Annotated in this window: 20 protein-coding genes and 1 pseudogene; 18 read left to right on the forward strand and 3 right to left on the reverse strand. The window is 62.2% G+C overall.

Going from position 1 to position 23,765, the window contains the following annotated elements; genetic code table 11:
- Positions 1-18: 18 nt before the first annotated feature.
- From VFL62_RS25430 to boxB, 5 genes are all read left to right on the forward strand, one after another.
- Positions 19-1,563, forward strand: coding sequence for a benzoate-CoA ligase family protein (locus VFL62_RS25430; protein ID WP_325175152.1), 1,545 nt, complete (start codon positions 19-21; stop codon positions 1,561-1,563).
- Positions 1,564-1,664: 101 nt separating this feature from the next.
- Entirely contained in the window at positions 1,665-2,480 is an 816-nt protein-coding gene (locus VFL62_RS25435; protein ID WP_325175153.1) for an alpha/beta hydrolase, read from the forward strand.
- Positions 2,481-2,523: 43 nt separating this feature from the next.
- Entirely contained in the window at positions 2,524-3,033 is a 510-nt protein-coding gene (locus VFL62_RS25440) for a DUF309 domain-containing protein (RefSeq protein ID WP_325175154.1), read from the forward strand.
- A 147-nt stretch (positions 3,034-3,180) separates the two neighbouring features.
- Complete coding sequence (gene boxC / locus VFL62_RS25445) at positions 3,181-4,869, forward strand: 2,3-epoxybenzoyl-CoA dihydrolase (protein ID WP_325175155.1); 1,689 nt, start codon at positions 3,181-3,183, stop codon at positions 4,867-4,869.
- 131 nt (positions 4,870-5,000) lie between these two features.
- Positions 5,001-6,452 carry a benzoyl-CoA 2,3-epoxidase subunit BoxB gene (gene boxB / locus VFL62_RS25450; RefSeq protein ID WP_325175156.1) on the forward strand — a complete coding sequence of 484 codons (1,452 nt, stop codon included), beginning with the start codon at positions 5,001-5,003 and terminating at the stop codon, positions 6,450-6,452.
- A gap of 55 nt (positions 6,453-6,507) precedes the next feature.
- Here boxB and VFL62_RS25455 read toward each other — a convergent pair whose 3' ends face one another.
- Positions 6,508-7,308, reverse strand: coding sequence for an SDR family NAD(P)-dependent oxidoreductase (locus VFL62_RS25455; RefSeq protein WP_325175157.1), 801 nt, complete (start codon positions 7,306-7,308; stop codon positions 6,508-6,510).
- A 246-nt stretch (positions 7,309-7,554) separates the two neighbouring features.
- Here VFL62_RS25455 and VFL62_RS25460 point away from each other — a divergent pair, with 246 nt between their 5' ends.
- A complete protein-coding gene (locus tag VFL62_RS25460; RefSeq protein WP_325175158.1) occupies positions 7,555-8,646 on the forward strand; it encodes a hypothetical protein in 1,092 nt (363 codons plus the stop codon).
- A gap of 21 nt (positions 8,647-8,667) precedes the next feature.
- Here VFL62_RS25460 and VFL62_RS25465 read toward each other — a convergent pair whose 3' ends face one another.
- Entirely contained in the window at positions 8,668-9,726 is a 1,059-nt protein-coding gene (locus tag VFL62_RS25465) for a polysaccharide deacetylase family protein (RefSeq protein WP_325175192.1), read from the reverse strand.
- A 501-nt stretch (positions 9,727-10,227) separates the two neighbouring features.
- Between VFL62_RS25465 and VFL62_RS25470 the strand changes: the two genes are divergently transcribed.
- The 10 genes and pseudogenes from VFL62_RS25470 (at position 10,228) to phoB (ending at position 20,350) form a co-directional block, all read left to right on the forward strand.
- A complete protein-coding gene (locus tag VFL62_RS25470) occupies positions 10,228-11,631 on the forward strand; it encodes an OmpA family protein (protein ID WP_325175159.1) in 1,404 nt (467 codons plus the stop codon).
- Positions 11,628-11,924: a hypothetical protein gene (locus VFL62_RS25475; protein WP_325175160.1), complete on the forward strand. Its 297-nt coding sequence runs from the start codon at positions 11,628-11,630 to the stop codon at positions 11,922-11,924. The genes VFL62_RS25470 and VFL62_RS25475 overlap by 4 nt, the downstream gene beginning before the upstream one ends.
- A 495-nt stretch (positions 11,925-12,419) precedes the next feature.
- Positions 12,420-13,475: a UPF0104 family protein gene (locus tag VFL62_RS25480; protein ID WP_325175161.1), complete on the forward strand. Its 1,056-nt coding sequence runs from the start codon at positions 12,420-12,422 to the stop codon at positions 13,473-13,475.
- Positions 13,476-13,552: 77 nt separating this feature from the next.
- On the forward strand, positions 13,553-14,851 hold the full coding sequence (locus tag VFL62_RS25485) for an ATP-binding protein (RefSeq protein WP_325175162.1): 1,299 nt from the start codon (positions 13,553-13,555) through the stop codon (positions 14,849-14,851).
- 121 nt (positions 14,852-14,972) lie between these two features.
- A complete protein-coding gene (pstS, locus tag VFL62_RS25490) occupies positions 14,973-15,983 on the forward strand; it encodes a phosphate ABC transporter substrate-binding protein PstS (RefSeq protein WP_325175163.1) in 1,011 nt (336 codons plus the stop codon).
- Between the two features lie 159 nt (positions 15,984-16,142).
- Positions 16,143-17,132 (forward strand): phosphate ABC transporter permease subunit PstC, encoded by a 990-nt coding sequence (gene pstC, locus VFL62_RS25495; RefSeq protein ID WP_325175164.1) that lies wholly within the window; start codon positions 16,143-16,145, stop codon positions 17,130-17,132.
- Between the two features lies 1 nt (position 17,133).
- Positions 17,134-17,979, forward strand: a pseudogene (pstA, locus tag VFL62_RS25500) (phosphate ABC transporter permease PstA).
- Positions 17,976-18,812: a phosphate ABC transporter ATP-binding protein PstB gene (gene pstB, locus VFL62_RS25505; RefSeq protein WP_414644843.1), complete on the forward strand. Its 837-nt coding sequence runs from the start codon at positions 17,976-17,978 to the stop codon at positions 18,810-18,812. The pseudogene pstA and the gene pstB overlap by 4 nt, the downstream one beginning before the upstream one ends.
- A gap of 52 nt (positions 18,813-18,864) precedes the next feature.
- Positions 18,865-19,581: a phosphate signaling complex protein PhoU gene (gene phoU, locus VFL62_RS25510; RefSeq protein WP_325175165.1), complete on the forward strand. Its 717-nt coding sequence runs from the start codon at positions 18,865-18,867 to the stop codon at positions 19,579-19,581.
- 67 nt (positions 19,582-19,648) lie between these two features.
- Positions 19,649-20,350, forward strand: coding sequence for a phosphate regulon transcriptional regulator PhoB (gene phoB, locus VFL62_RS25515; RefSeq protein WP_072817918.1), 702 nt, complete (start codon positions 19,649-19,651; stop codon positions 20,348-20,350).
- Between the two features lie 174 nt (positions 20,351-20,524).
- On the opposite strand, the gene VFL62_RS25520 is transcribed toward phoB, so the two are convergent.
- A complete protein-coding gene (locus VFL62_RS25520; RefSeq protein WP_325175166.1) occupies positions 20,525-21,034 on the reverse strand; it encodes a GcrA family cell cycle regulator in 510 nt (169 codons plus the stop codon).
- 484 nt (positions 21,035-21,518) lie between these two features.
- Here VFL62_RS25520 and VFL62_RS25525 point away from each other — a divergent pair, with 484 nt between their 5' ends.
- Entirely contained in the window at positions 21,519-22,724 is a 1,206-nt protein-coding gene (locus VFL62_RS25525) for an aspartate aminotransferase family protein (RefSeq protein WP_325175167.1), read from the forward strand.
- Positions 22,721-23,659, forward strand: a complete 939-nt coding sequence (gene argF, locus VFL62_RS25530) for an ornithine carbamoyltransferase (protein ID WP_325175168.1) — start codon at positions 22,721-22,723, stop codon at positions 23,657-23,659. The genes VFL62_RS25525 and argF overlap by 4 nt, the downstream gene beginning before the upstream one ends.
- Positions 23,660-23,765 lie beyond the last annotated feature (106 nt).

Consider the following 23,765-nt stretch of genomic DNA (forward strand, 5'->3'; position numbering starts at 1 on the left):
ACCTTTCAAGGAATTGGCATGAGCGAGACATCGCCCGCGTACAATGCAGTGAATTATCTGCTCGACCGCAACATCGATGAGGGGCGCGGCGACAAGCTCGCTTACACCGACACCATCACCGAACTCAGCTATCGCGAACTGCAGAAGCAGAGCTGCCGAGTTGCCAATCTGCTGCGCCGTCTCGGCGTTCGCCGCGAAGAACGCGTGGCGATGATCATGCTCGACACGGTGGATTTCCCTTCCGTGTTTCTCGGCGCCATTCGCGCCGGCATCGTGCCGGTGCCGCTCAACACGCTTCTGACCGCGGATCAATACGCCTATGTGCTGGCAGATTGTCGCGCGCGGGTGCTGTTTGTTTCGGAAGTGCTTTATCCTGTCGTGAAAGACATCGTCGGCCGCATGAGCGATCTCGAATGCGTCGTCGTCGCCGGCAAGAATGCGTTCGGCCACAAGTTGCTGTCGGAGGAACTCAAAGGCGAGCCCGATACGTTCGCGACCGTACCGACCCATCCCGATGAGCCGGCGTTCTGGCTCTATTCGTCGGGTTCGACCGGCATGCCCAAGGGCGTGCGGCACCTGCACGCCAATCTTGCCGCCACCGCCGAGACCTACGCCAAGCAGGTGCTCGGCATTCGCGAGGACGATGTCTGCCTGTCGGCGGCAAAGCTGTTTTTCGCCTACGGACTCGGCAACGCCCTGACCTTCCCGATGTCGGTCGGTGCCACCACCGTGCTCAATCCGGAACGTCCGACGCCGGCTGCGATGTTTGCGTTGATGAACAAGTATCACCCCAGCATCTTCTACGGCGTGCCGACGCTGTTTGCGGCGATGCTCAACGATGAGTCCATGAAAGGGCAGGGTGCCGGCAAGCGCCTGCGCATCTGCACGTCGGCGGGCGAAGCGCTCCCGGAATCCGTCGGCAACGCCTGGAAGGCACGCTTTGGGGTCGACATTCTCGACGGCGTCGGCTCGACCGAACTGCTGCACATCTTCCTGTCGAATGCGCCCGGCGACATCCGCTATGGCTCCTCGGGCCGGCCGGTGCCGGGTTACAAGGTGCGGCTGGTCAACGAGGCCGGCGCTGACGTCGCCGATGGCGAGGTCGGCGAGCTCCTGGTCGATGCGCCCTCGGCGGGCGAAGGCTACTGGAATCAGCGCAGCAAGAGCCGGCGAACGTTCGAGGGACACTGGACCCGCACCGGCGACAAATATGTGCGCGAAGCCGACGGGCGTTACATCTTCTGCGGCCGCAGCGACGACATGTTCAAGGTGTCGGGCATCTGGGTATCGCCGTTCGAGGTCGAGAGCGCGCTGATCACCCATCCCGCGGTGCTGGAGGCCGCCGTCGTCCCGGAGGCCGACAGCGAAGGCCTGCTCAAGCCGAAGGCGTTCGTGGTGCTGCGACCCGGCGTTGCGACCAACGGCCTCGATGAAGCGCTGAAGGAGTACGTCAAGCAGAAGATCGGCGTGTGGAAATATCCGCGCTGGATCGAGACCGTCGAGGCGTTGCCGAAAACCGCGACCGGCAAGATCCAACGCTTCAAGCTGCGGGATCAAGGTTAGCGTCATGGCCGGGCTTGACCCGGCCATCCACGTCTTGCTTGACGGATAGAAAGACGTGGATGCCCGGCACGGGGCCGGGCATGACGAAGGTGAGAGTACTGATGTCCCTTCCTCCCTCCGGCCACCTGCGCATTGACGAGCAGGATCTCGAATATCGCCTGATCGGGCCGCAGCCTTCGCAAGCGCCGACCATCGTGATGCTTCATGAAGGTCTTGGCTCGGCGGCGCTGTGGGGCGATTTTCCGGACCGCTTGCAGACGGCGACCGGCATGGGCGTGTTCGTCTATTCGCGCGCGGGGTACGGCGCGTCGTCTCCGGTGACCTTGCCGCGTCCGCTCGACTATATGAGCCGCGAGGCGCTCGAGGTTCTGCCGGCGCTGCTCGACAGGATCGGCTTTACGCGCGGCGTGCTGCTCGGCCACTCCGATGGCGCCTCGATCGCGGCAATCCACGCCGGCGGGACCGGCGATCGTCGCGTGCGCGGCGTCGTGCTGATTGCGCCGCATTTTGTTGTGGAAGACGTTTCAGTCGCCTCGATCGCCGAAATCCGGAAAACCTATGAGACGACCGAACTCCGCGCCAAGCTGTCACGATGGCACCGGAACGTCGATAACGCGTTCTACGGCTGGAACGACGCCTGGCTCGACCCTGCCTTTCGTCGGTGGGACATCAGCGACTATCTCGCCTACATTCGCGTACCGGTGATAATCTTGCAGGGCGCGAACGATCAATATGGGACAATTCGTCAGGTCGAGATCGCAAGGGAAGAATGCTATTGCCCCGTTGACGTGACCATTATCCCGGGCGCCGGACATTCACCGCATCGAGAGGCGGCGAAACTGACGCTCGCAACTATTACGGACTTTGTAATGCGTATTTTGACCGTGCATGAAGGGGCCGAACACCCCATCGCCTGAAATTTTCGCCGTCCAGTTCTTTTCAAGTCGTGGCTATTGCTCAATGAATATGACTTCGTCCAGCGCGGCGCATCTGCCGCTGCCCGAATGGGCTTATGTACCCGGCGAACCGGCCGACAGCGAACCGGATCATGAGACGCTGTGGCAGGCCAAGGCGTTGGTGCCGGCGCAATTCTTCGGCTTCGTTCCGGCGCGCCATCCCGCGCTTCGTTATGGCATCGCGCTGAACGATGCCGGCTATTTCTGGGAATCGCAGGAGGTGCTTGAGGCAGTCTGGGCCGCGGCGCCGCAGCGCGGCCGCGAACGCATTTTGTTGCGTGCCTGCATCCAGATCGCCAACGCCAATCTGAAGCTGCGGATGCAGAAGCCGCATGCGGCCGTCCGGTTGTGGAGCGAGGCCCTGTCGGCGATCCGGGACTTGCTGTCGCGCCGGTCGGCGGTGGCGGGCGACGGCTTTGCCGATCGTTTCCCGGCGCCGCGGCTCGCCGCCGCGCTGGAAGCTCGTTTGATCCAGCCGAGGCTGTCGAAGTCCGATTGGATCAAGATCGGCTAATGCCGCCCGTTTCAAGTTCCTTCGGGATCCGGGTGCTGGATGTGCAGAAAAATGCACATTCCGGGCCTTGAAGTCCTCTAGACCTGCCCAACAGCATGCATTATTGTGCATGTGCCCTTAACCAAGAACCGCAAGCAGGGATGGCCCATGGCCGGAGACGAACGCGCGCTTGCAGGCGGCGCGAGCTTTATCGATTTTCAGACCGACCCCTCGCGCTATCGGCACTGGAAGCTCGCCGTCGACGGCGAGGTGGCGACACTGACGATGGATGTCGACGAAAACGGCGGGCTGTTCGAGGGCTATCAGCTCAAGCTGAATTCCTACGATCTTGGCGTCGATATCGAGCTCGCGGATGCCGTGCAGCGCCTGCGTTTCGAATATCCGAACGTCAAGGCGGTGATCATGCGCTCGGGCAAGAACCGGGTGTTCTGCGCCGGCGCCAACATCCGCATGCTGGCCGGCGCTACGCATGCGCACAAGGTCAACTTCTGCAAATTCACCAACGAGACCCGTAACGGTCTGGAAGATTCGTCCGAAAATTCCGGGCAGCGCTTTATCACCGTCGTGAACGGCACCGCCGCCGGCGGCGGCTACGAGCTCGCGCTTGCGACCGATCACATTATTCTCGCCGACGACGGCTCCGCCGCGGTCGCCTTGCCCGAAGTGCCGCTGCTTGCGGTGCTGCCCGGCACCGGCGGACTGACGCGGGTGGTCGACAAGCGCAAGGTGCGCCGCGACCATGCCGATTACTTCTGCACCATCGAGGAGGGCGTCAAAGGCAAGCGCGCCGTTCAATGGCGGCTGGTCGACGAGATCGCGCCCAACAGCAAACTCGAGGCAAAGATCGCCGAGCGCGCCAGGGAGTTCGCGAGCACCTCAAAGCGCAACGGCAATGGCAAGGGCATTGCGCTGACGCCGCTGTCGCGTAGCGTCGACGAGAGCGGTATCCGCTATGGGACCGTCAGCGTCGATATCGACCGCACCGCCCGGATCGCCACGATTTCGATCGCCGCGCCCGATGCGCCGCCGCCGGCCGACATCGATGGCATGATCGCGCAAGGCGCGTCGTTCTGGCCGCTTCAGCTCGCGCGCGAACTGGACGACGCGATCCTGCATTTGCGGATCAACGAGCTTCAGATCGCCATGATCGTTTTCAAGTCGCATGGCGATGCCGCGCATGTGCTGGCTTATGACAGCTTGCTCGAAGCCAACAAAGCGCACTGGCTGGTCAACGAAATCAGGCACTACTGGAAGCGCGTGCTCAAGCGCATCGACGTGACTTCGCGCACGCTGGTCGCGCTGGTCGAGCCTGGTTCCTGCTTTGCCGGCACGCTCGCCGAACTCGTGCTCGCCGCCGACCGCTCCTACATGCTGATCGGCACGCGTCAGGGCGATAACCGCGCCGCTCCCACCATTCAACTCTCGGCGCTGAATTTCGGCGCCTATCCGATGAGCCATGGTTTGACGCGGCTTCAATCGCGCTTCCAGGCCGATCCCTCCGATCTGGAGAATGCACGCCAGCGCGTCGGCCAGGCGCTCGATGCCGAGGAAGCCGAGGCGCTTGGCCTTGTGACCTTCGCGCTCGACGATATCGACTGGGACGACGAGGTCCGCGTGTTTCTCGAGGAGCGTGCAAGCTTCTCGCCTGATGCGCTGACCGGCATGGAAGCGAACTTGCGCTTCGTCGGGCCGGAAACCATGGAATCGAAAATCTTCTCCCGCCTCACGGCCTGGCAGAACTGGATTTTCCAGCGGCCTAACGCGGTCGGCGAGGAGGGCGCGTTGCGCCGCTATGGCACCGGCCAGAAGGCGCAGTTCGATACGACGCGAGTTTGAGGGAGCGAATGGCAAGTAGGGAGTAGCGAATAGTTGTCGCGCCTTTCTGCTTGCTACTCGCCATTCGCTATTCGCGGGCCTCGCACGCGACAGCATCTTTGGAACGACCACTCTCTACCGGGAGGATGCCCATGAACGTCAACATCATGAACGTCGATTACTCGACCAAGATTCCCAACAACGTGAATCTGAGCGAGGACCGCCAGGTGCTGAAAGCGCTCGAGGGCTGGCATCCCGGCTACATGAACTGGTGGGGCGACATGGGCCCCGAAGGTTTTCAGCAGTCGCTGGTGTATTTGCGCACCGCCTATTCGGTCGATCCGCGCGGCTGGGCGAAATTCGATTACGTCAAGATGCCGGACTATCGCTGGGGCATTCTTCTTGCTCCACAGGAGGAAAACCGCGTCGTTCCCTTCGGCGAGCATTATGGCGAGCCGGCCTGGCAGGAAGTGCCCGGCGAATATCGCGCGATGCTGCGGCGGCTGATCGTGATCCAGGGCGATACCGAGCCGGCGTCGGTCGAGCAGCAGCGCCATCTCGGCAAGACCGCGCCCTCACTCTATGACCTGCGCAACCTGTTCCAGGTCAATGTCGAGGAAGGCCGCCATCTCTGGGCGATGGTCTATCTCTTGCAGAAATATTTCGGCCGCGACGGCCGCGAGGAGGCCGACGAATTGTTGCGTCGCCGCTCCGGTGATGCCGATGCGCCGCGGATGCTGGGCGCCTTCAACGAGGCGACGCCGGACTGGCTGTCGTTCTTCATGTTCACTTACTTCACCGACCGCGACGGCAAGATGCAGTTGCACTCGCTGGCGCAGTCCGGTTTCGATCCGCTGTCACGCACCTGCCGTTTCATGCTGACCGAAGAAGCGCATCACATGTTCGTCGGCGAAACCGGAATCACCCGTGTGGTGCAGCGGACCTGTGAAGCGATGAAGCAAGCAGGCATCACCGATCCCACCGATATCGCCAAAGTCCGCGCGTTAGGGGTGATCGATCTGCCGACCATCCAGAAGAAGCTGAACCTGCATTACTCGCTGTCGCTCGATCTGTTCGGCTCGGAAGTCTCGACCAATGCGGCGAATGCATTCAACGCCGGCATCAAGGGCCGTTATCACGAGACCCAGATCAACGACGACCACCGCCTGACCAATGACACCTATCCGGTGCTTAAGCTCGTCGACGGCAAGATCACGCGCGTCGACGAGCCGGCGCTTACCGCTTTGAACATGCGCCTGCGCGACGACTACAGCCAGGACTGCATCAAGGGCCTGTTGCGTTGGAACAAGGTGATTTCGACCGCCGGCTACGATTTCAAGCTGATGCTGCCGAACGTCGCCTTTCACCGCGCCATCGGCGAGTTCAAGGACATCCACGCCACGCCCGACGGCGTCATGATCGACGATGCGACCTGGGCCGCGAAGAAGAATGCATGGCTGCCGTCAACCGAAGACGGCGATTTCATCGCATCGTTGATGAAGCCGGTGACGGCGGCCGGCGAGTTCGCCTCCTGGATCTCACCGCCCAAGGTCGGCATCGACAACAAGCCTGGCGATTTCGAGTATGTGAAGATCGAGACGTGAGGCGGCGAATGCGGAGTGGCGAACGAATTGAGCTACTCGCCATTCGCTATTCGTCCTATCCAGCGATCTCGAGTCCAGCGCTCGCATAAACCACGCCGCCATCGATCGCGATGGCGTTGCCGACCACATAGTCGCCGGAACGCGCAGCGAGGAAGATCGCCAATCCCGCTATGTCCTCGTCCGTGCCGATGCGCCCCGCCGGAATGCGTTTGGACAGCACATCGCCATGATCGCGCGCGGCGCGATTCATCTCGGAGGCGAACGCGCCCGGCGCGATCGCGGTCACGTTGATGTGCTCCTTGATCAGCTTCGTCGCCATCCGCCGCGTCAGATGGATGACCGCGGCTTTGCTTGCCGCATAGGAATAGGTCTCCATGGGATTGACGAAGATACCGTCGATCGAGGCGATGTTGATCACTTTCGCCGGCCGCTCGGCGCTGGCCGCCGCACGAAGCGGCTTGTGCAAGGCCTTGGTCAGGAAGAACAGCGACTTGACATTGAGGTTCATCACCTTGTCCCAGCCGCTCTCGGGAAATTCGTCGAAGTCCGCCCCCCAGGCCGCACCTGCATTGTTGACGAGAATATCGATCTTCGGCTCGCGCTTGATGATCTCGGAGGCGAGCAGCTCGCAGCCGGCATTGGTCGAGATGTCGATCGGCAGCGCGATGCATTCGCCGTCGTAGGCAGCGGTGAGTTCCTTGGCGGTCGCCTCGCATGGTCCCGCCTTGCGCGCGGTGATATAGACGCGCGCCGCGCCCTGGGCGAGAAAACCGCTCGCAATCATCTTGCCAATGCCGCGCGATCCGCCGGTTACCAGGGCAACACGGCCGTCGAGCGAGAACAGATCTTTGAACATGCGGCCTCCTCCGTTGATTTTGCTCTCGTTTGTGGAAGCCGCCGTCACGCGAGTCAAGGAAGCCCGCGGCCGGCGGATCGCGCGGAGTAAGGCGATCGCGTATGGGTCGGATGTTGCCCATGCGCCACAGTCCTTTGACAATTGACTTGTCCCTAGATCGCCGGAGCGCCGCCAATTGACCGGTGAAATCCGCTGGGATTAGCTGAGCCCATACTTGATGACGTTTTTCTCGGGTGGGGGCACCTCATGAAAGCGAATTTCATCATTGCCGCGGTGGCGGCTGGCTTCATCGCACTCGCATCAACGACTACCGCGCAGTCGCAGTCGCAGATCCCGCCGGTCACTGGGGCCGAAGCCGGTCATCTGACCGCGGCTGGTACCGGGGCGATCCGAGAAGTGAGCGCTGGTCGCCGGCACTACGAATACTACGCTGATTTCTGCAAGGTAATCGAGCGAGGCTCGCGAACCCTGGTCGAGATCAGGGACGCTCAGCAGCGGGCTTACATTTCGGCATTTCCGGGCGGCAGCGAAAGGGACCCGACGCAACTTGGCTACGCCAAAGGTCTCGAAAAGCTCGGCGACGAACTGCAAAAGACGCTCGATCAATGGTTCTCGTACTATAACGATCCCCGGTGCAATCCCCCGTACCGAACGGAATTGATGCGACTTCGTAATGAGCACTGGACGGGGTTCTCGCTCGGCACATACCTGATCGGCATCAACCGTGCCAAGGAGGAGATCGTCGAGACCTCCCGCGATACGGGCGACAAGACGAACTCGTTTCGCCCCGTTGGCGACCCGCAAGGTTTCGGAGTCCAGGCGGCCTACTTGTTCTCACCCTGGCACGATGCGTTGCGCGTCGGTCCGTTCGCATCCTTCGACGTGCTGCATCAGACCGTCAACCAGAATTTTGCAGGTGGCCAGTTTCTGGGGACCACGACGCACTGGCTCGTCACCACCGGCGGCAAGTTCGGCGGTGTCGTCACGCCCGATATCTTCGTTTACGGCCTTGCTGGCGTGAGCTGGTTGAACCGAAACCTGAACGTCAATTTCGCGACCGCTGCGTCCAGCACGGTCAACACGGCGGGCTTCACGGCCGGTTTCGGCGGTGAATGGCATCCGCTATCGTGGCAGCTTGCGGGACACCCGGTAACCCTGTTCGCGCAATATCAGCATACGTGGTGGGACACGGCGAACTTCTACGCTCCCGCATCGTCGCCTGCGTTCAACTATGCGTTCACGCGTGGTGACGATACCGTGAAATTCGGCGTCAATTTCTATTTCGGCGCGGGGCCGCAAGCGCCGAGCTATCCGGTAAAGGCGCTGATCACCAAGTAACCCGAGGCGCGGCTTGGCTATTCAAGCCGCGTCGACGCGGCGGAAGCCGTTCCACATCGCGGTGGCGGCGCCCGAGGTGAGCACCGGCAGAATCCGCTCTTGCTGGAAATTGCCGTTGAGCGAAAGCCGCGGCAGCGCGGTGGGGTGTTCCGCGCTCTCCGGAAAGATCATGCCGGGCCGCGTCGTCACCGCGGTCTTGAACCCGCATCTTTTGGCGAGCGCGAATTCGCGCGGACCCGCCGCGTGCCTGTCGCCATAGGGGTAGGCGAAATGCAGCACCGGGCGCTGCAAGACATCTTCGATCCGCGAGCGGCTCCGGGTCATCTCCTCGCTTGCCATCTCGTCGGTTTGTTTGGCGATGTTGCAGTGGGTGATCGAATGCGCGCCGATGCTGACCAGCGCCTCGCCCGCAAAGCCCTTTAACTCGTCCCATGACATGCAGAGATCGCTGCATATCTTGCGACGGTCGATGCCGTGCCGGCTGCATAGCTCGCCGATCTCGCGGTCCAGATCGTCGCGGCCGGGCAAGGCGCGCAGCCAGTTGTGGACGCGCTCGAAGGCGACGCTTTTTGCCGACAATGTCGAGGTATCGATGCGCGTGGTCACGCCGTCGATCGGGATTTCAAGGCTTGAGGCGGCTGCGATCACCATTTCGAGAGCGACCCACCACAGATTTCCCTGGGCCTGGGCGAAGTCGCTGGCGACATAGACGGTGAACGGTGCGTCAAATTCGCGCATCACCGGCAGCGCGAAATCGCGGTTGTCGCGATAACCATCGTCGAAGGTGAAGGCGGCGAAACGCCGCGAAAAGTCGCGCTCGCTCAAGCGGCGATGGACCTCGTCCATGGTGACGATGTCGACGTCATGCGAACGCAGATGGCTGAGAACCGTGCGCAGGAATTTCGGCGTGATTTCCAGATGGCTGTTGGGCCGGAACGCGGCTTCGGGCGCGGGGCGCACGTGATGCAGCATGAAAATACTGCCGACGCCGGCAAAGATCGGACGAAACAGGCGGTGCGCGCCGGTGAAATAAAGCGCCTCCAGGCCGGCGCGGATGACGTTGCTGCGTAACTGCTTCATCTCGTGTCCCGGTTCTGACATTCGTATTCTATCGCGGTGGGCACTCTTACGAATGTCAGAACCAAAGGGACCACCAGCAACCATTTGCTTTTGGAGTGGCTTTGGCTCTGACGTTCCTTCGAAGAACCCGCGGCGACACTGAAAGGAACGTCAGAGTCGCCACACCAGGCTGGATCCGGCCGGTTTGAACTTGCAAGCGCGACCGCGCAAATAGGCCCGAACGTCGGAAGCAGAACACTAGCGGCAGACTGCTGAAGAAACGATTATCCGCTGGCCGAACCATTCCCGGTTATTTCGGGTTTGACAGCCCCGCAAGGGTTTGTTTTCTCTCTCGTTCCGTGCCTTGCTTGAAGGGTCCGGCGCAGCTTTCGCCGACGCCGCGGCCGTGCCGAAAAGCAATAGCGGATCAGAGTGTTGCCGAAATTGCCCGTGGGGAAACGCCTGCAGGATGGGCGTGGATTTCGGAAAAGAACGAGGCTTCCCCGCCTCGTAGGATGTCGAATGCGCGGATTGATCAGGTGGAGTAGCAAATGGTGGCCGGGGACGATACCGCTGGCCGCCATTTGGGCGTTGGCCGCCTGGGTTAACACCACGCCGCTCGAAACCGAACTCGCCGGACGTTCGACCGCAGCGCTGAAGGACATCCTGCTGGACAAGAGCAAGATTACGGTCAGTGGCCGCGACGTCACGCTGGCTGCGGACGCTTTCTCCGAAGACGGACGCCGCAATGCGGTGGCCGCGATCGCGGCGGTGCCCGGCGTGCGCCTGGTCAACGACGAAACCCGTCTCATTCCGGAAGCGAAGCCGTTCGTATGGGCGGCCGAGCGCGATGTTGTGAGGGTGACGCTGACCGGAAGCTCTCCGTTGCCCGCGACCAAGAGCAAGCTCTTGGAGGCGGCGCGGGCCGATCTTGGCGGCGTCGAGGTCGTCGACCAAACCAGCCTGTCACGCGGTGCGCCGCCACGTTTCGACGAAGCCGCGCTGCTGCTGCTCGGCCAGGTGGCCAGGCTGAAGGACGGCAAGATCTCGATTTCGGATAATAAAATCAGCCTCTCTGGAATGGCGCGCGAACTCGGTGGCCGCGAGGCGATTGCGGCGGCCCTGAAGAATCTTCCCGCAGGCTTTTCGGTCGCGTCCAACGAGATCAAGGCACCGCCTTATATTTTCCAGGCCAACAAGGATCCGGTGGCCTCGACCGTGACGTTGACGGGCTATGTGCCTGACAACAACGCGCGTACGGCGATCGTTGCCGCGGCCGGTCGCAAGTTCTTCAGCGAGAAAGTCGTCGACAATCTCAAGACCAGCCTGGGCGCACCGTCCGGCTTCTCCAACGCGGTGGTGCCGGCACTCGGCGCGCTGTCGCGGCTGTCGACCGGGACGCTGGTGGTCACCGACCGCGAGGTGAAGCTGTCGGGCGATGCGCTTTACGACGCCGCCGCAGGCCAGCTTCGCGCCAACCTGATCAAGGATTTTCCGCAAGGCTGGCAGCTCAAGGCCGATCTTTCGGTCAAGCCCGCCGCGGCGCCGGTCGATGCGACCGTCTGCCAGCAATTGTTCTCCGAAGTGCTCAGCAAGGGATCGATCCGCTTTGAATCCGGGCGCTCCAATATCGATGCGGATTCGGCCGGGCTGCTCGATCACCTGATCGAGATTGCGCTGCGCTGTCCCGCCAACAATATCGAAGTCGCCGGACACACCGATACCGACGGCGATGGTCCGGCAAACCAGGCATTGTCGGAAAAACGCGCCCAGGCGGTGGTGGATTATCTGGTGAGAGCCGGCCTGCCGGCGAGCCGGTTTAGCGCGGTTGGCTATGGCAGCACCCAGCCGATCGCCGCCAACGACAGCGACGAAGGCAAGGCGCGCAACCGCCGCATCGAATTCGTCGTGAAGGAGCAGTCATGATGTTTCTGGCGACATTTCATTGGGGCTGGCTCGTGGCTGCACTGCTGCTCGGTTTTGCGATGGGCTGGGTCGCGGTCGTTCATCGCGGCAACGGCGTCTCCAGGTCCCTTGCGGGCTGGCTCGGTGCGCTGGTCGCATTGCTGCTCGCCGCATCGTTGATGCATATCGTGCCGGGCCGATTTGGCTATTGGCTCGATCTCGGCCTGATAATCTTTGCGGTCTATCTGGTCGGCTGCGGACTGGGGTCTTGGCTGCGGGACCGCGTGCTTCCTGGTCCGGTGGGCGCAAGCTGAAATGGATCGGGATGGCCGGAAACCCGCGCAGCTTGCGGGCAGCCGCCGTGACCCGGGCGTCCGCGACGAAATGCCTAGATCGCGGGCGCTTCGTGGTGCTTTTGAAGGCCTGTGCCACCACCTAATATGTTGAGGAAGCAGGCTAATTGGCATGAAGCGAATTCCCCTCCGGCGCAAAACCGGCTACCAGACAGGCTGGCGGCTGGATGGAGCGGGCTTTACCTTTGCTCCGGATATGCGCGCGAGGCTGTGAAGCGAATGTTAGAACTGGATCGCCGGGCACGGTGCGGTTGGCGGTATTGTCCGCACGACGGCCTTTTCGAGGGCCAGCGCCGCCCGTTTGAGGTTCCTGCAGGACCCGCGGCGAATTCGGTTCAGGAGCTTCAAATGGAAAGCGGCACCGGAATTAGTGAGCTTGCTCGTGCCCATGACTTTCCGACGTTCGCGAAAGGTGGGCACGGCGACGGAGTGCGAACTTCGGAAAGTGGGCACTAGATGTTGGAACCGATCCGCAGGGCGATTTCGTTTCTGCGCCACAGGCAGATCCTGCACAAGCTCGGCGTCGCGATCAGCGTCACCGTGATCGGCATTGCCTGCTACGTGCTCTACCACATGCTGCGTGACATCGACACGTTCGAGGTGCTCGAGGCGATCAAGAGCACCGAGCCGCGTTCGATTGCGCTTGCCGCGCTGTTTGTGGCCGCCGGCTATTTCACGCTGACATTCTACGATCTGTTTGCCATGCGCGCGATCGGCCGCAGCGACATTCCCTATCGCATCAATGCGCTCGCTGCCTTCACCAGCTATTCGATCGGACACAATGTCGGCGCCAGCGTCTTTACCGGCGGCGCGGTGCGCTACCGCATCTATTCGGCCTGGGGATTGAACGCGATCGACGTCGCCAAGATCTGCTTTATCGCAGGTCTCACCTTCTGGCTCGGCAACGCCGCGGTGCTGGGGCTCGGCATTGCCTATCACCCGGAAGCCGCTTCCTCGGTGGATCAGCTGCCGTCCTGGCTCAACCGCGTGATCGCGATTGCCATCATCATTTGCCTGATCAGCTATGTGATCTGGGTCTGGGCGCAGCCACGTAATGTCGGCCGCGGACCCTGGACGGTAGTGTTGCCGGGCGGCCCGCTGACGCTGTTGCAGATCGTGATCGGCATCGTCGATCTCGGCTTCTGCGCGCTTGCGATGTACACGCTGGTCCCGGACGAGCCCAATCTCGGTTTTGTCGTGGTGGCCGTGATCTTTGTCTCGGCCACATTGCTCGGTTTTGCCAGCCATTCGCCCGGCGGGCTTGGGGTTTTCGATGCCGCCATGCTGGTGGGGCTGTGGCAAATGGACCGGGAGGATCTTCTCGCAGGGATGCTGCTGTTTCGCCTGCTCTATTATATTGCGCCGTTCGTCCTATCTGTAATCTTATTGACGTTTCGGGAGGTTATCGTCGGCGCCCGGTCGAAACGGTTGCGGGAGGCGGCTTCCGCGGTCGCCGTGGAGCCGCCGCGCGAAGCCGTCTACGTCCGCGAGCGCGGTGACCACGGGGCCTGATCGGGCGGCCGTGACCCGATGAACCTCGGTGCGGTCGAGACCGCACCGTAAACGATGGTTGGAGCAACGTTGGCCCGATGGCTATAGACGATACTCCGTCGTTCTTCTTCTCGCCGTGGCCGGATCGCTTGAGGCACTCGGCCATCATCCTGCTTGCTGCGGCGATCGCGCTCTCGGCGGTGGTTGTGCTCGGCGAATTGTCGTTGTTGCGCGCGGCCGCGATCTTCGTCTGTATCGCCGCTGCCGCATTGGTGCCATGGCGGCTGCATGACGCCACGATGTCGCGTGAAGACGTCCGCGGCGTCAATCCGGTGGAATCCGCCGCTGTCGCCGCCGTGGTCGCCGGCATGCCCGACCCGGCCGTGCTGCTTGATCGCGCCGGCCGCGTCATTCATCTCAATGCCGCCGCAGCCCAGCTGGCGCCGGCCTTGCGCAAGAACGAACTGGCGCAATTCGCCCTGCGTTCGCCGGAGATCATCACCGCGTTGCGCGAAGCCATTGCGACCACGGAAACGCGCCGCGCCACTTACCTCGATCACGCGCCCGTCGACCGCTGGATGGAGCTCGTGATCATCCCGGTGCCGGTGCCGACGCTGTTCGGCGGCACCGATAAATGCATGCTGATGACATTCCACGACCAGACGCCGCTGCGCCGGGTCGAGGAGATGCGCGCCGACTTTGTCGCCAATGCCAGCCATGAATTGCGCACGCCGCTGGCGGCGCTGTCCGGCTTCATCGATACCCTGCAAGGGCCGGCGCGCGACGATCCGAAGGCGCGCGAGCGCTTTCTCGGCATCATGCACAGCCAGGCGACGCGGATGGCCCGGCTGATCGACGACCTGCTGTCGCTGTCACGGGTTGAATTGTCCGCCCATGTCCGCCCGGATACGCTCGTCGATATCGTGCCGATCATCCGCCAGGTGGTCGACGGGCTCGAGCCGCTGGCGCGCGAGCGCCAGGTCGAGGTCAATGTCGATCTGCCGGAGACGCCGGCCTGGATCGCGGGCGATCGCGAAGAGCTGATGCGGCTGTTCGAGAACCTGGTCGAAAACGCCCTCAAATATGGCGCCTCGGGCGGCCGGGTAAACGTCTCGCTGATCGCGGCCATTTCGAGCGAAGGCCAGCCGGAGCTTCGGGTCTTGGTGCGCGATTTTGGTCCCGGCATCGCGCCGGAGCATCTGCCGCGGCTGACCGAGCGGTTTTATCGGGTCGATGTCGGCGACAGCCGGGCCCAGGGCGGAACCGGACTTGGACTATCGCTGGTGAAACATATTGTTAACCGCCATCGCGGCCGGCTCTTGATCGAAAGCGTGCTCAAGCAGGGGGCGACTTTTACCGCCTGCTTTCCCCAGGCGCGGGCCCCGTCTTCGACCTGAAAGCAAGCGTTTTCAACAGCTTGCATCTGTCATCCAACTGTCATCAAACCTTCGTAAAAGCGGTACTGACGGCTCCTAAACGAGCCCCGTGAGCGCTTGGCTTACGAGATGGAGACCAGCAATGAATTTCTTCAAAACGATCGTCGCTGCCGGCCTGGTCGCCGCATCGACGTCGGCTTTCGCCGCCGACATCACCGGAGCGGGTGCGACGTTCCCGTTCCCGATCTATTCGAAATGGGCCGATGCCTACAAGAAAGAGACCGGTAACGGGCTGAACTATCAGTCGATCGGTTCCGGCGGCGGCATCAAGCAGATCGAAGCCAAAACCGTGACATTCGGTGCGACCGACATGCCGCTGAAGGTCGATCAACTCACCAAGGACGGCCTGGTGCAGTGGCCGATGGTGATGGGCGCGATCGTTCCCGTGGTCAATCTGGAAGGCGTCAAGCCCGGTGAAGTGGTGTTCGACGGCCAGACGCTCGCCGACATCTATCTCGGCAAGATCACCAAGTGGGACGATCCGGCGATCAAGAAGCTCAACCCGAACGTCAAGCTGCCGGGCGAGGCGATCACCGTGGTCCGCCGTTCCGACGGTTCGGGCACGACGTTCAACTTCACCGACTATCTCTCCAAGGTGAGCGCCGAGTGGAAGAGCAAGGTCGGTTCCGGCACCGCGGTCGAATGGCCGACCGGCGTCGGCGCCAAGGGCAACGAAGGCGTGTCCGGCAATGTCAGCCAGACCAAGAATTCGATCGGCTATGTCGAATATGCCTACGCCAAGCAGAACAAGCTGACCTACACGGCGCTGGTCAACAAGGCCGGCAAGACCGTGCAGCCGACGGTCGCCTCGTTCCAGGCTGCGGCCTCGAATGCCGATTGGGCCAACGCTCCCGGCTACTACGTGATCCTCACCGATCAGCCGGGCGAGGCGTCGTGGCCGATCACGGCTTCGACCTTCATCCTCATGCATCGCGAGCCGGCCGACAAGGCGGCCTCCGCCGAAGCCGTCAAGTTCTTCAAGTGGGCCTTTGCCAATGGCGGCAAGATGGCCGAGGAACTCGACTACATTCCGATGCCGGAGTCGGTCGTCAAGCTGATCGAGAAGACCTGGTCGGCCGACATCAAGAGCTGATCAAGGTTTATCTCGCGCTCCGTCATTCCGGGTCTGGTCGTTCGGACCATCCCGGAATGACGCCGGGTAAATCGTCGACAAGACCGCTATCGCTAAGGCGGCCTCTGACCAGGCAACGGGCTCACCTTGAACCAGACTGAGGGAATTGGCGTGGCAGACATGGCGGTCCAAAGCGGAGCAGTCGATGTCGCAGGGCCTCACGACCGCGCCAGGGCGCTGAGCGCGTTCAAGGCCGGGGACGTCACCTTCTACTGGATCACCCGCGCTTGCGCGATTTCGGTCCTGCTTATTCTCGGCGGCATCATTCTCTCGCTCATCATCGGCGCGTGGCCGGCGATGAAGGAATATGGCTTTGCGTTCCTGTGGACGCAGCGCTGGGCGCCATCGGCGGATCCGCCTGTGCTCGGCGCGGTCGGGCCGATGTACGGCACCCTGATCACCTCGTTCATTGCCATGTTGATCGCGATCCCGGTCGGGCTCGGCATTGCGGTGTTTCTCACCGAGCTTTGCCCGCAATGGCTGCGCCGGCCGATCGGTATTGCGATCGAGTTGCTCGCCGGCATTCCGTCGATCATTTACGGCATGTGGGGCTTCTTCGTGCTGGGCCCGTTCCTGGCCTACACGTTCCAGCCGTTCATGATCAATCTGTTCGACGGTGTGCCCGTGTTGGGGGCGATCTTCGCCGGCCCGCCGTCCTATCTCAGCCTGTTCAACGCCGCGCTCATTCTCGCGATCATGGTGCTGCCGTTCATCACCGCGATTTCGGTCGACGTCTTCAAGACGGTGCCGCCGGTCCTGAAGGAAGCCGCCTACGGTATCGGTTGCACCACCTGGGAAGTGGTTCGCAACGTCGTCATTCCCTATACCCGCGTCGGCGTGATCGGTGGCATCATGCTGGCGCTCGGCCGCGCGCTGGGCGAGACCATGGCGGTCACCTTCATCATCGGAAACTCGTTCCGGATCTCGTCCTCGATCTTCGCACCGGGCACCACGATCTCGGCGGCGATCGCCTCCGAATTCGCCGAGAGCGACGGGCTGCATCAGTCCGCGCTCATGCTGCTCGGCCTCTTGCTGTTCGTCCTGACCTTCGTGGTGCTGTCGGCCGCGCGGCTGATGCTGCTGCGCCTGGAAAAGAAGGCGGGGAAATAGCATGAACCCGATCTACAAGAGGCGTCACCGCAGGGACATCATCGTCCGGGGGCTCTGCGTCGCCGCCGCGGTGTTCGGCGTCACCTGGCTGGCGCTGATCCTGTTCACGCTGTTCTTCAATGGCCTCAAAGGCCTGCACCTCGAGGTCTTTACCCAGAACACCCCGCCGCCGGGCTCGAACGAAGGCGGTCTTTTGAATGCGATCACCGGCTCCATCATCATGACCGCGATCGGCGTCGGTCTCGGCGCGCCGCTCGGCCTGTTCGCCGGAACCTACCTCGCCGTATACGGCCGCTACGACCGTCTCACCTAGGTGATCCGTTTCATCAACGACATCCTGCTCTCCGCGCCCTCGATCATCATCGGCCTGTTCATCTATGGCGCGATCGTGGTGCCGATGGGCGGCTTCTCGGCGCTTGCCGGTTCGCTCGCGCTTGCGGTGATCGTGATCCCGGTCGTGCTGCGCACCACCGAAGACATGCTGCTGCTGGTTCCCAATCCGCTGCGTGAAGCCGCGTCCGCGCTTGGACTGCCGCGTTCGCTGGTGATCCGGCGCATCGCCTATCGGGCGGCGCGCTCCGGTCTCATCACCGGCGTGCTGCTCGCCACCGCGCGCGTCGCCGGTGAAACCGCACCGCTGCTGTTCACCGCGCTCTCGAACCAGTTCTTCAGCTTGAGCCTGACCAAGACGATGGCAAACCTGCCGGTGACCATCAACAATTTCGTGCAGAGCCCGTACGCCTACTGGAAGCAACTGGCCTGGAGCGGGGCGCTCATCATTACGCTCACCGTTCTCGCTCTCAACATTGGCGCGCGTATTCTTGGCGCCGAGAGGACCGCAAAATGACCGATCTTTCCGCCTCCGTAAGTGTTCCCCCGACGCCGACGCCGGCGATGGCCGGCCATGCATCAGCTCATTCTGAGCCGCCGGCCAAGGTGACCGCGCGCGGGCTGAACTTCTATTACGGCGAACATCACGCGCTGAAGAACATCAACATCACGCTCGGCACCAATCGCGTGACGGCGTTCATCGGCCCGTCCGGCTGCGGCAAGTCGACCTTGCTGCGGATCTTCAACCGGATGTACGACCTTTATCCCGGACAGCGCGCTACCGGCCAGCTGATGCTCGATCAGACCAACATTCTCGACCCCAAGCTCGATCTCAATCTGCTGCGGGCGAGAGTGGGCATGGTGTTTCAAAAACCGACGCCGTTCCCGATGACGATCTACGAGAACATCGCCTTCGGCATCCGCCTCTACGAGAAGATTTCACGTTCGGAAATGGACGACCGGGTCGAGAAGGCGCTGCGTGGCGGTGCGCTGTGGAACGAGGTCAAGGACAAGCTCAACGCGTCCGGCCTCAGCCTGTCCGGCGGTCAGCAGCAGCGGCTTTGCATCGCGCGTACGGTGGCCGTGCGTCCGGAAGTGATCCTGTTCGACGAGCCGTGTTCGGCGCTTGACCCGATCTCGACCGCCAAGGTCGAGGAACTGATCCAGGAACTCGCAGAAAATTACACGATCGCCATCGTTACCCACAACATGCAGCAGGCGGCGCGCGTCTCCGACAAAACAGCCTTCATGTATCTGGGCGAATTGATCGAGTTTGACGAAACCAACAAGATCTTCACCTCGCCGAACGATCGGCGAACACAGGATTACATCACCGGCCGTTTCGGCTAGGGAATAAGATCAGGCTCGATGTGTTCGGAACATCAGCCTGAAGGAGAGCAGGATGGCCTCAGAACATACCGCCAAGGCGTTCGATAGCGATCTTCAGGAGTTGACTCGCCTCGTGGCCGAAATGGGCGGTCTCGCCGAGCGCATGATCGTGGATGCGGTCGACGCGCTGATCCGGCGCGATGTGGCGGTCGGCCGCCGCGTGGTCGAGACCGATGCCGAGATCGACAACCTGCAGCGTCTGATCGAAGAGCGCGCGGTGCTGACGATCGCAAGGCGGCAGCCGATGGCGGTGGACTTGCGCGAGATCGTCGGCGCGATGCGGGTCGCGATCGATCTCGAGCGGATCGGCGACCTTGCCAAGAACATGGGCAAGCGGGTCGCGGCACTGGAAAGCGATTTTCAGCCCTTGAAGCTGATCCGCGGGCTCGAGCATATGACCGATCTGGTGCAGTCGCAGGTGAAGTCGGTGCTGGATGCCTATGCCGCGCACGATCTCCCGGCGGCGATGACCGTGTGGAAGAACGACGAGGAGGTCGATGCGATCTGTACCTCGCTGTTTCGCGAATTGTTGACCTACATGATGGAAGACCCGCGCAACATCTCGTTCTGCATTCATCTGATGTTCTGCGCCAAGAACATTGAACGGATCGGCGACCATGCCACCAATATCGCCGAGACGGTATTTTACATGATCGAAGGCCAGCAAATTCTCGACAAACGACCGAAAGGCGACATGACGACCTTTGCTACTACCGTACCCAACACCTGATTTCCCCCGTCGGGGGGAGCATCACACCCAGCAAACATTTATTTAAAGACGAAAGAAGGCTACGCACATGAGCGCACGCATTCTGGTGGTGGAAGACGAGGAGGCGCTGACAACGCTGTTGCGCTATAACCTCGACGCCGAAGGGTATGACGTTGAGACGGTCGGTCGGGGCGACGACGCCGACACCCGCTTGAAGGAGCGGGTTCCCGATCTCATCGTGTTGGACTGGATGCTGCCGGGACTGTCCGGCATCGAATTGTGCCGCCGCTTGCGGGCACGGCCGGAGACCAAGCAACTCCCGATCATCATGCTGACCGCGCGCGGCGAGGAAAGCGAAAGGGTGAGGGGGCTTGCGACCGGCGCGGACGACTACATCGTCAAGCCGTTCTCGGTGCCTGAACTGCTGGCGCGGGTTCGCGGCCTGCTGCGCCGCGCCAGCCCCGAGCGTCTCGCCACCGTGCTCACCTATGGCGATATCGAACTCGACCGCGAGAAGCGCCGTGTCGCGCGATCCGGCCGTCCCGTCGATCTGGGGCCGACCGAATATCGTCTGCTTGAATTTTTCCTCGAGCATCCCGGCCGGGTGTTCTCGCGCGAGCAACTGCTCGACAGCGTCTGGGGCCGCGACATCTATATCGACGAGCGCACAGTCGACGTGCATATCGGTCGGCTGCGCAAGCTGCTCAATCCCGGCCGCGAACAGGACCCGATCCGAACCGTGCGCGGCGCCGGCTATGCGCTCGACGATCGCTTTGCGAAGGTGGAGTAGGCTTTACCTTCTCCCCTTGCGGGCGAAGGTGGCGCGCAGCGCCGGATGAGGGGTTTCTCGCCGCGGCTTCATCACGCCGAAATAGAAATAGTCCTAGCCGTTGAAGCAAACCCCTCCCCCGAATTGCATCGTTCGATGCAATTCGGCCTCTCCCGCAAGGGGAGAGGCGGATTCTTACCGCGTCGTCTTCGGCGCTTGGCGGCGCCGGTCACCGGTCGGCTGGTAGGCGATGCGCGAATGATGCGCGCAATAGGGCAGGCTGGTCAGTGCCTTGCCGCCGCAGAAGAAGAATTCCGGGCTGGCGGGATCGCCGACCGGCCAGTGACACGTCGCCTCGTTCAATTCGAGCAGCGACAGCCGCTGGCTCATCGGCACCACATTGTCATAGGCGATCGGATCCGGTTCGAGTTCGACCTCGAAGGCATGGGCCAGCGCCGTGTTACCGCGCGACACCGGACGCGAGACCCGCATCATATGCTGGGCGGGACGCGCCTTGCGCGGACGTGGTGCGGCCGATGAGGGGCTCTTGGCGCGGCCGGACAGGCCCAGCCGGTGAACTTTGCCGATTACCGCATTCCGGGTCACATTGCCGAGCTCTGCGGCGATCTGGCTCGCCGAAAGCCCCGCTTCCCAGAGCTTCTTCAGTTGTTCGACGCGATCGTCAGACCAGGTCAATACCGTCATCGCACTCTTTCCTTCGCGTCGCGCCGGCCAGTTCTCGGGCAGCGCTGCGATGCCATCAGTCTCAAAAATCCCTTCCGGCAGAATCCCTTAGCCCTCGCCGGGCGCAAATTTGACGCCCGAACGTTTACGCAACACATCGATGACTTAGAGGAGCAAAAGCTACCGCACGAGATGTCGTATCCGACGCCTGAGAAGCTACAATATGGCGTGACTCCCGCGCAAGAGTCGCTGCGAGTGCTTCCACATGTTCCGTCGTTTTTAACACTTGGCGCGCGCATTTTAACGCTTGTGTTGCGCGCGGGAGACCGCAGATTTACGGGCTTTCCGTTGACACAGTTCGCCACAAGCCTAAAATGCCCGCAACGTGCCGCCCCGAAAAGGCGGCACGTTCCGTTTCGACCCACTGCTGGTTCAGCTCTGCTTGTAATTGTCGGCCGCGCCAAGACGCGCAAACAACGGCCACCTCTAACGTCTAAGTGTTGCCATGACCAAAAGCGCGACGTCGCATCTGCTTCCGGTTTTCGCCCGGGTTGATCTCGCCTTCGAGCGCGGCGAAGGCTGCTGGCTGATCGCGACAAACGGCGAGCGCTATCTCGATTTCACCTCCGGCGTTGCGGTGAACGCGCTTGGCCATGCGCATCCGCATCTGGTGAAGGCGCTGCAGGAGCAGGCGACCAAACTCTGGCACATGTCGAACCTGTTCAGGAGTCCCGACGGCGAGCGCCTCGCCGCGCGGCTTTGCGAGCAGAGTTTTGCCGACTATGTCTTCTTCTGTAATTCGGGCGCCGAAGCGCTCGAGGGCGTCATCAAGCTCGTGCGCCATTATCATTTCTCCAAAGGTCACCCGGAGCGCTATCGCATCGTCACCTTTGAAGGCGCCTTCCACGGCCGCACCCTGGCGACGCTCGCGGCAACCGGCACGGCGAAATATCTCGAAGGTTTCGGTCCTCCGGTCGATGGTTTCGACCAGGTGCCGCACGGCGATCTGGAAGCGGTAAAAAAGGCCATCGGCCCGCATACCGCCGGCATTCTGATCGAGCTGGTGCAGGGCGAGGGCGGCGTGCGCTCGGCGCAGCCCTCCTTCATCAAGGCGCTGCGCGCGCTGTGCGACGAGCAGGGCATCCTGCTGGCATTCGACGAGGTGCAGACCGGCATGGGCCGCACCGGCGAGCTGTTTGCCTATAAGCGCATCGGTGTCGAGCCTGACGTGATGTCGCTCGCCAAGGCGCTCGGTGGCGGTTTTCCGATCGGCGCGGTGCTGGCATCGAGCGAAGCTGCATCCGGCATGGCGCCGGGCTCGCACGGCTCGACCTTCGGCGGCAATCCACTGGCGGTCGCGGCGGCGAATGCCGTGCTCGACGTGATGCTGGCCCCCGGCTTCTTCGAGCATGTGCAGAAGATGTCGCTGCTCTTGAAGCAGAAGCTCGCTTCGGTGGTCGATCGTTATCCCAGCGTGTTGGCCGAAGTGCGCGGCGAGGGTCTCTTGATTGGCGTCAAGGCGGTGGTGCCGTCGGCCGATCTGGTTGCCGCGTTGCGCGATCAGAAGCTGCTTACGGTCGGCGCCGGCGACAACGTCGTGCGGTTCCTGGCGCCCTTGATCGTGTCGGAAGCCGAGATCGAGCAGTCCATGCAATCACTGGAACGTGCCTGCACTGCGCTTGCTGCAAAAGACAAGGCGGCCGCGCGATGAGCAAGGTGCTGCGTCATTTTCTCGATCTCAACGAGCTGCCGCTCGGCGAACTGCGCGAAGTGCTGGCCGCGAGCCTTGCCATGAAGGCGAAGCTGAAGGCGCAGAAGAACGGCGGCGAGGAGGCCGACAAGCCGCTCAAGGGCAAGACGCTGGCGATGATTTTCGAAAAGCCCTCGACGCGCACGCGGGTATCGTTCGACGTCGGCATGCGCCAGCTCGGCGGTGAATCGATCATGCTGACCGGCGCCGAAATGCAGCTCGGCCGCGGCGAAACCATCGCCGATACCGCGCGCGTGCTGTCGCGCTATGTCGACATCATCATGATCCGGATTCTCAATCACGAGGCGCTGCTGGAGCTGGCTCAATACGCCACCGTGCCCGTGATCAACGGGCTGACGCGCCGCTCGCATCCCTGCCAGGTCATGGCTGACGTGATGACGTTCGAAGAGCACCGCGGGCCGATCCAGGGCCGCACCGTGGCCTGGACCGGCGACGACAACAATGTGCTCGCTTCCTGGGCGCACGCGGCGGAACGCTTCAAGTTCAATCTGAACGTGGCAACGCCGCCGCAACTCGCGCCCAACAAGGCGATGCGCGACTGGATCAAGGCGACGCAGGCGCCGATCATGCTCGGCAACGATCCGGAAGCCGCGGTGCGCGGCGCCGATTGCGTCGTCACGGATACCTGGTTCTCGATGGGCGACAAGGACGGCGAGCACCGTCACAATCTGCTGCGGCCCTATCAGGTCAATGCGCGGCTGATGCGGCTTGCAAAGCCCGATGCGTTGTTCATGCACTGCCTGCCTGCACACCGCGGCGACGAGGTTACCGATGAGGTGATCGATGGCCCGCAGTCGGTGGTGTTCGACGAGGCCGAAAATCGCCTGCATGTGCAAAAAGGCATTTTGGCCTGGTGCCTTCAGGCGGTGAAGTAGCACTCGCCGCACGAACTCACAGTCTTCCTTTCCCTTGCGGGAGAGGTGAAATTTCTCAAACAACTGTCGTCCCTGCGCAAGCAGGGACCCATGCCGCGTGATCTCT

It is taken from the genome of Bradyrhizobium sp., from assembly GCF_035701725.1.
Taxonomy (GTDB): domain Bacteria; phylum Pseudomonadota; class Alphaproteobacteria; order Rhizobiales; family Xanthobacteraceae; genus Bradyrhizobium.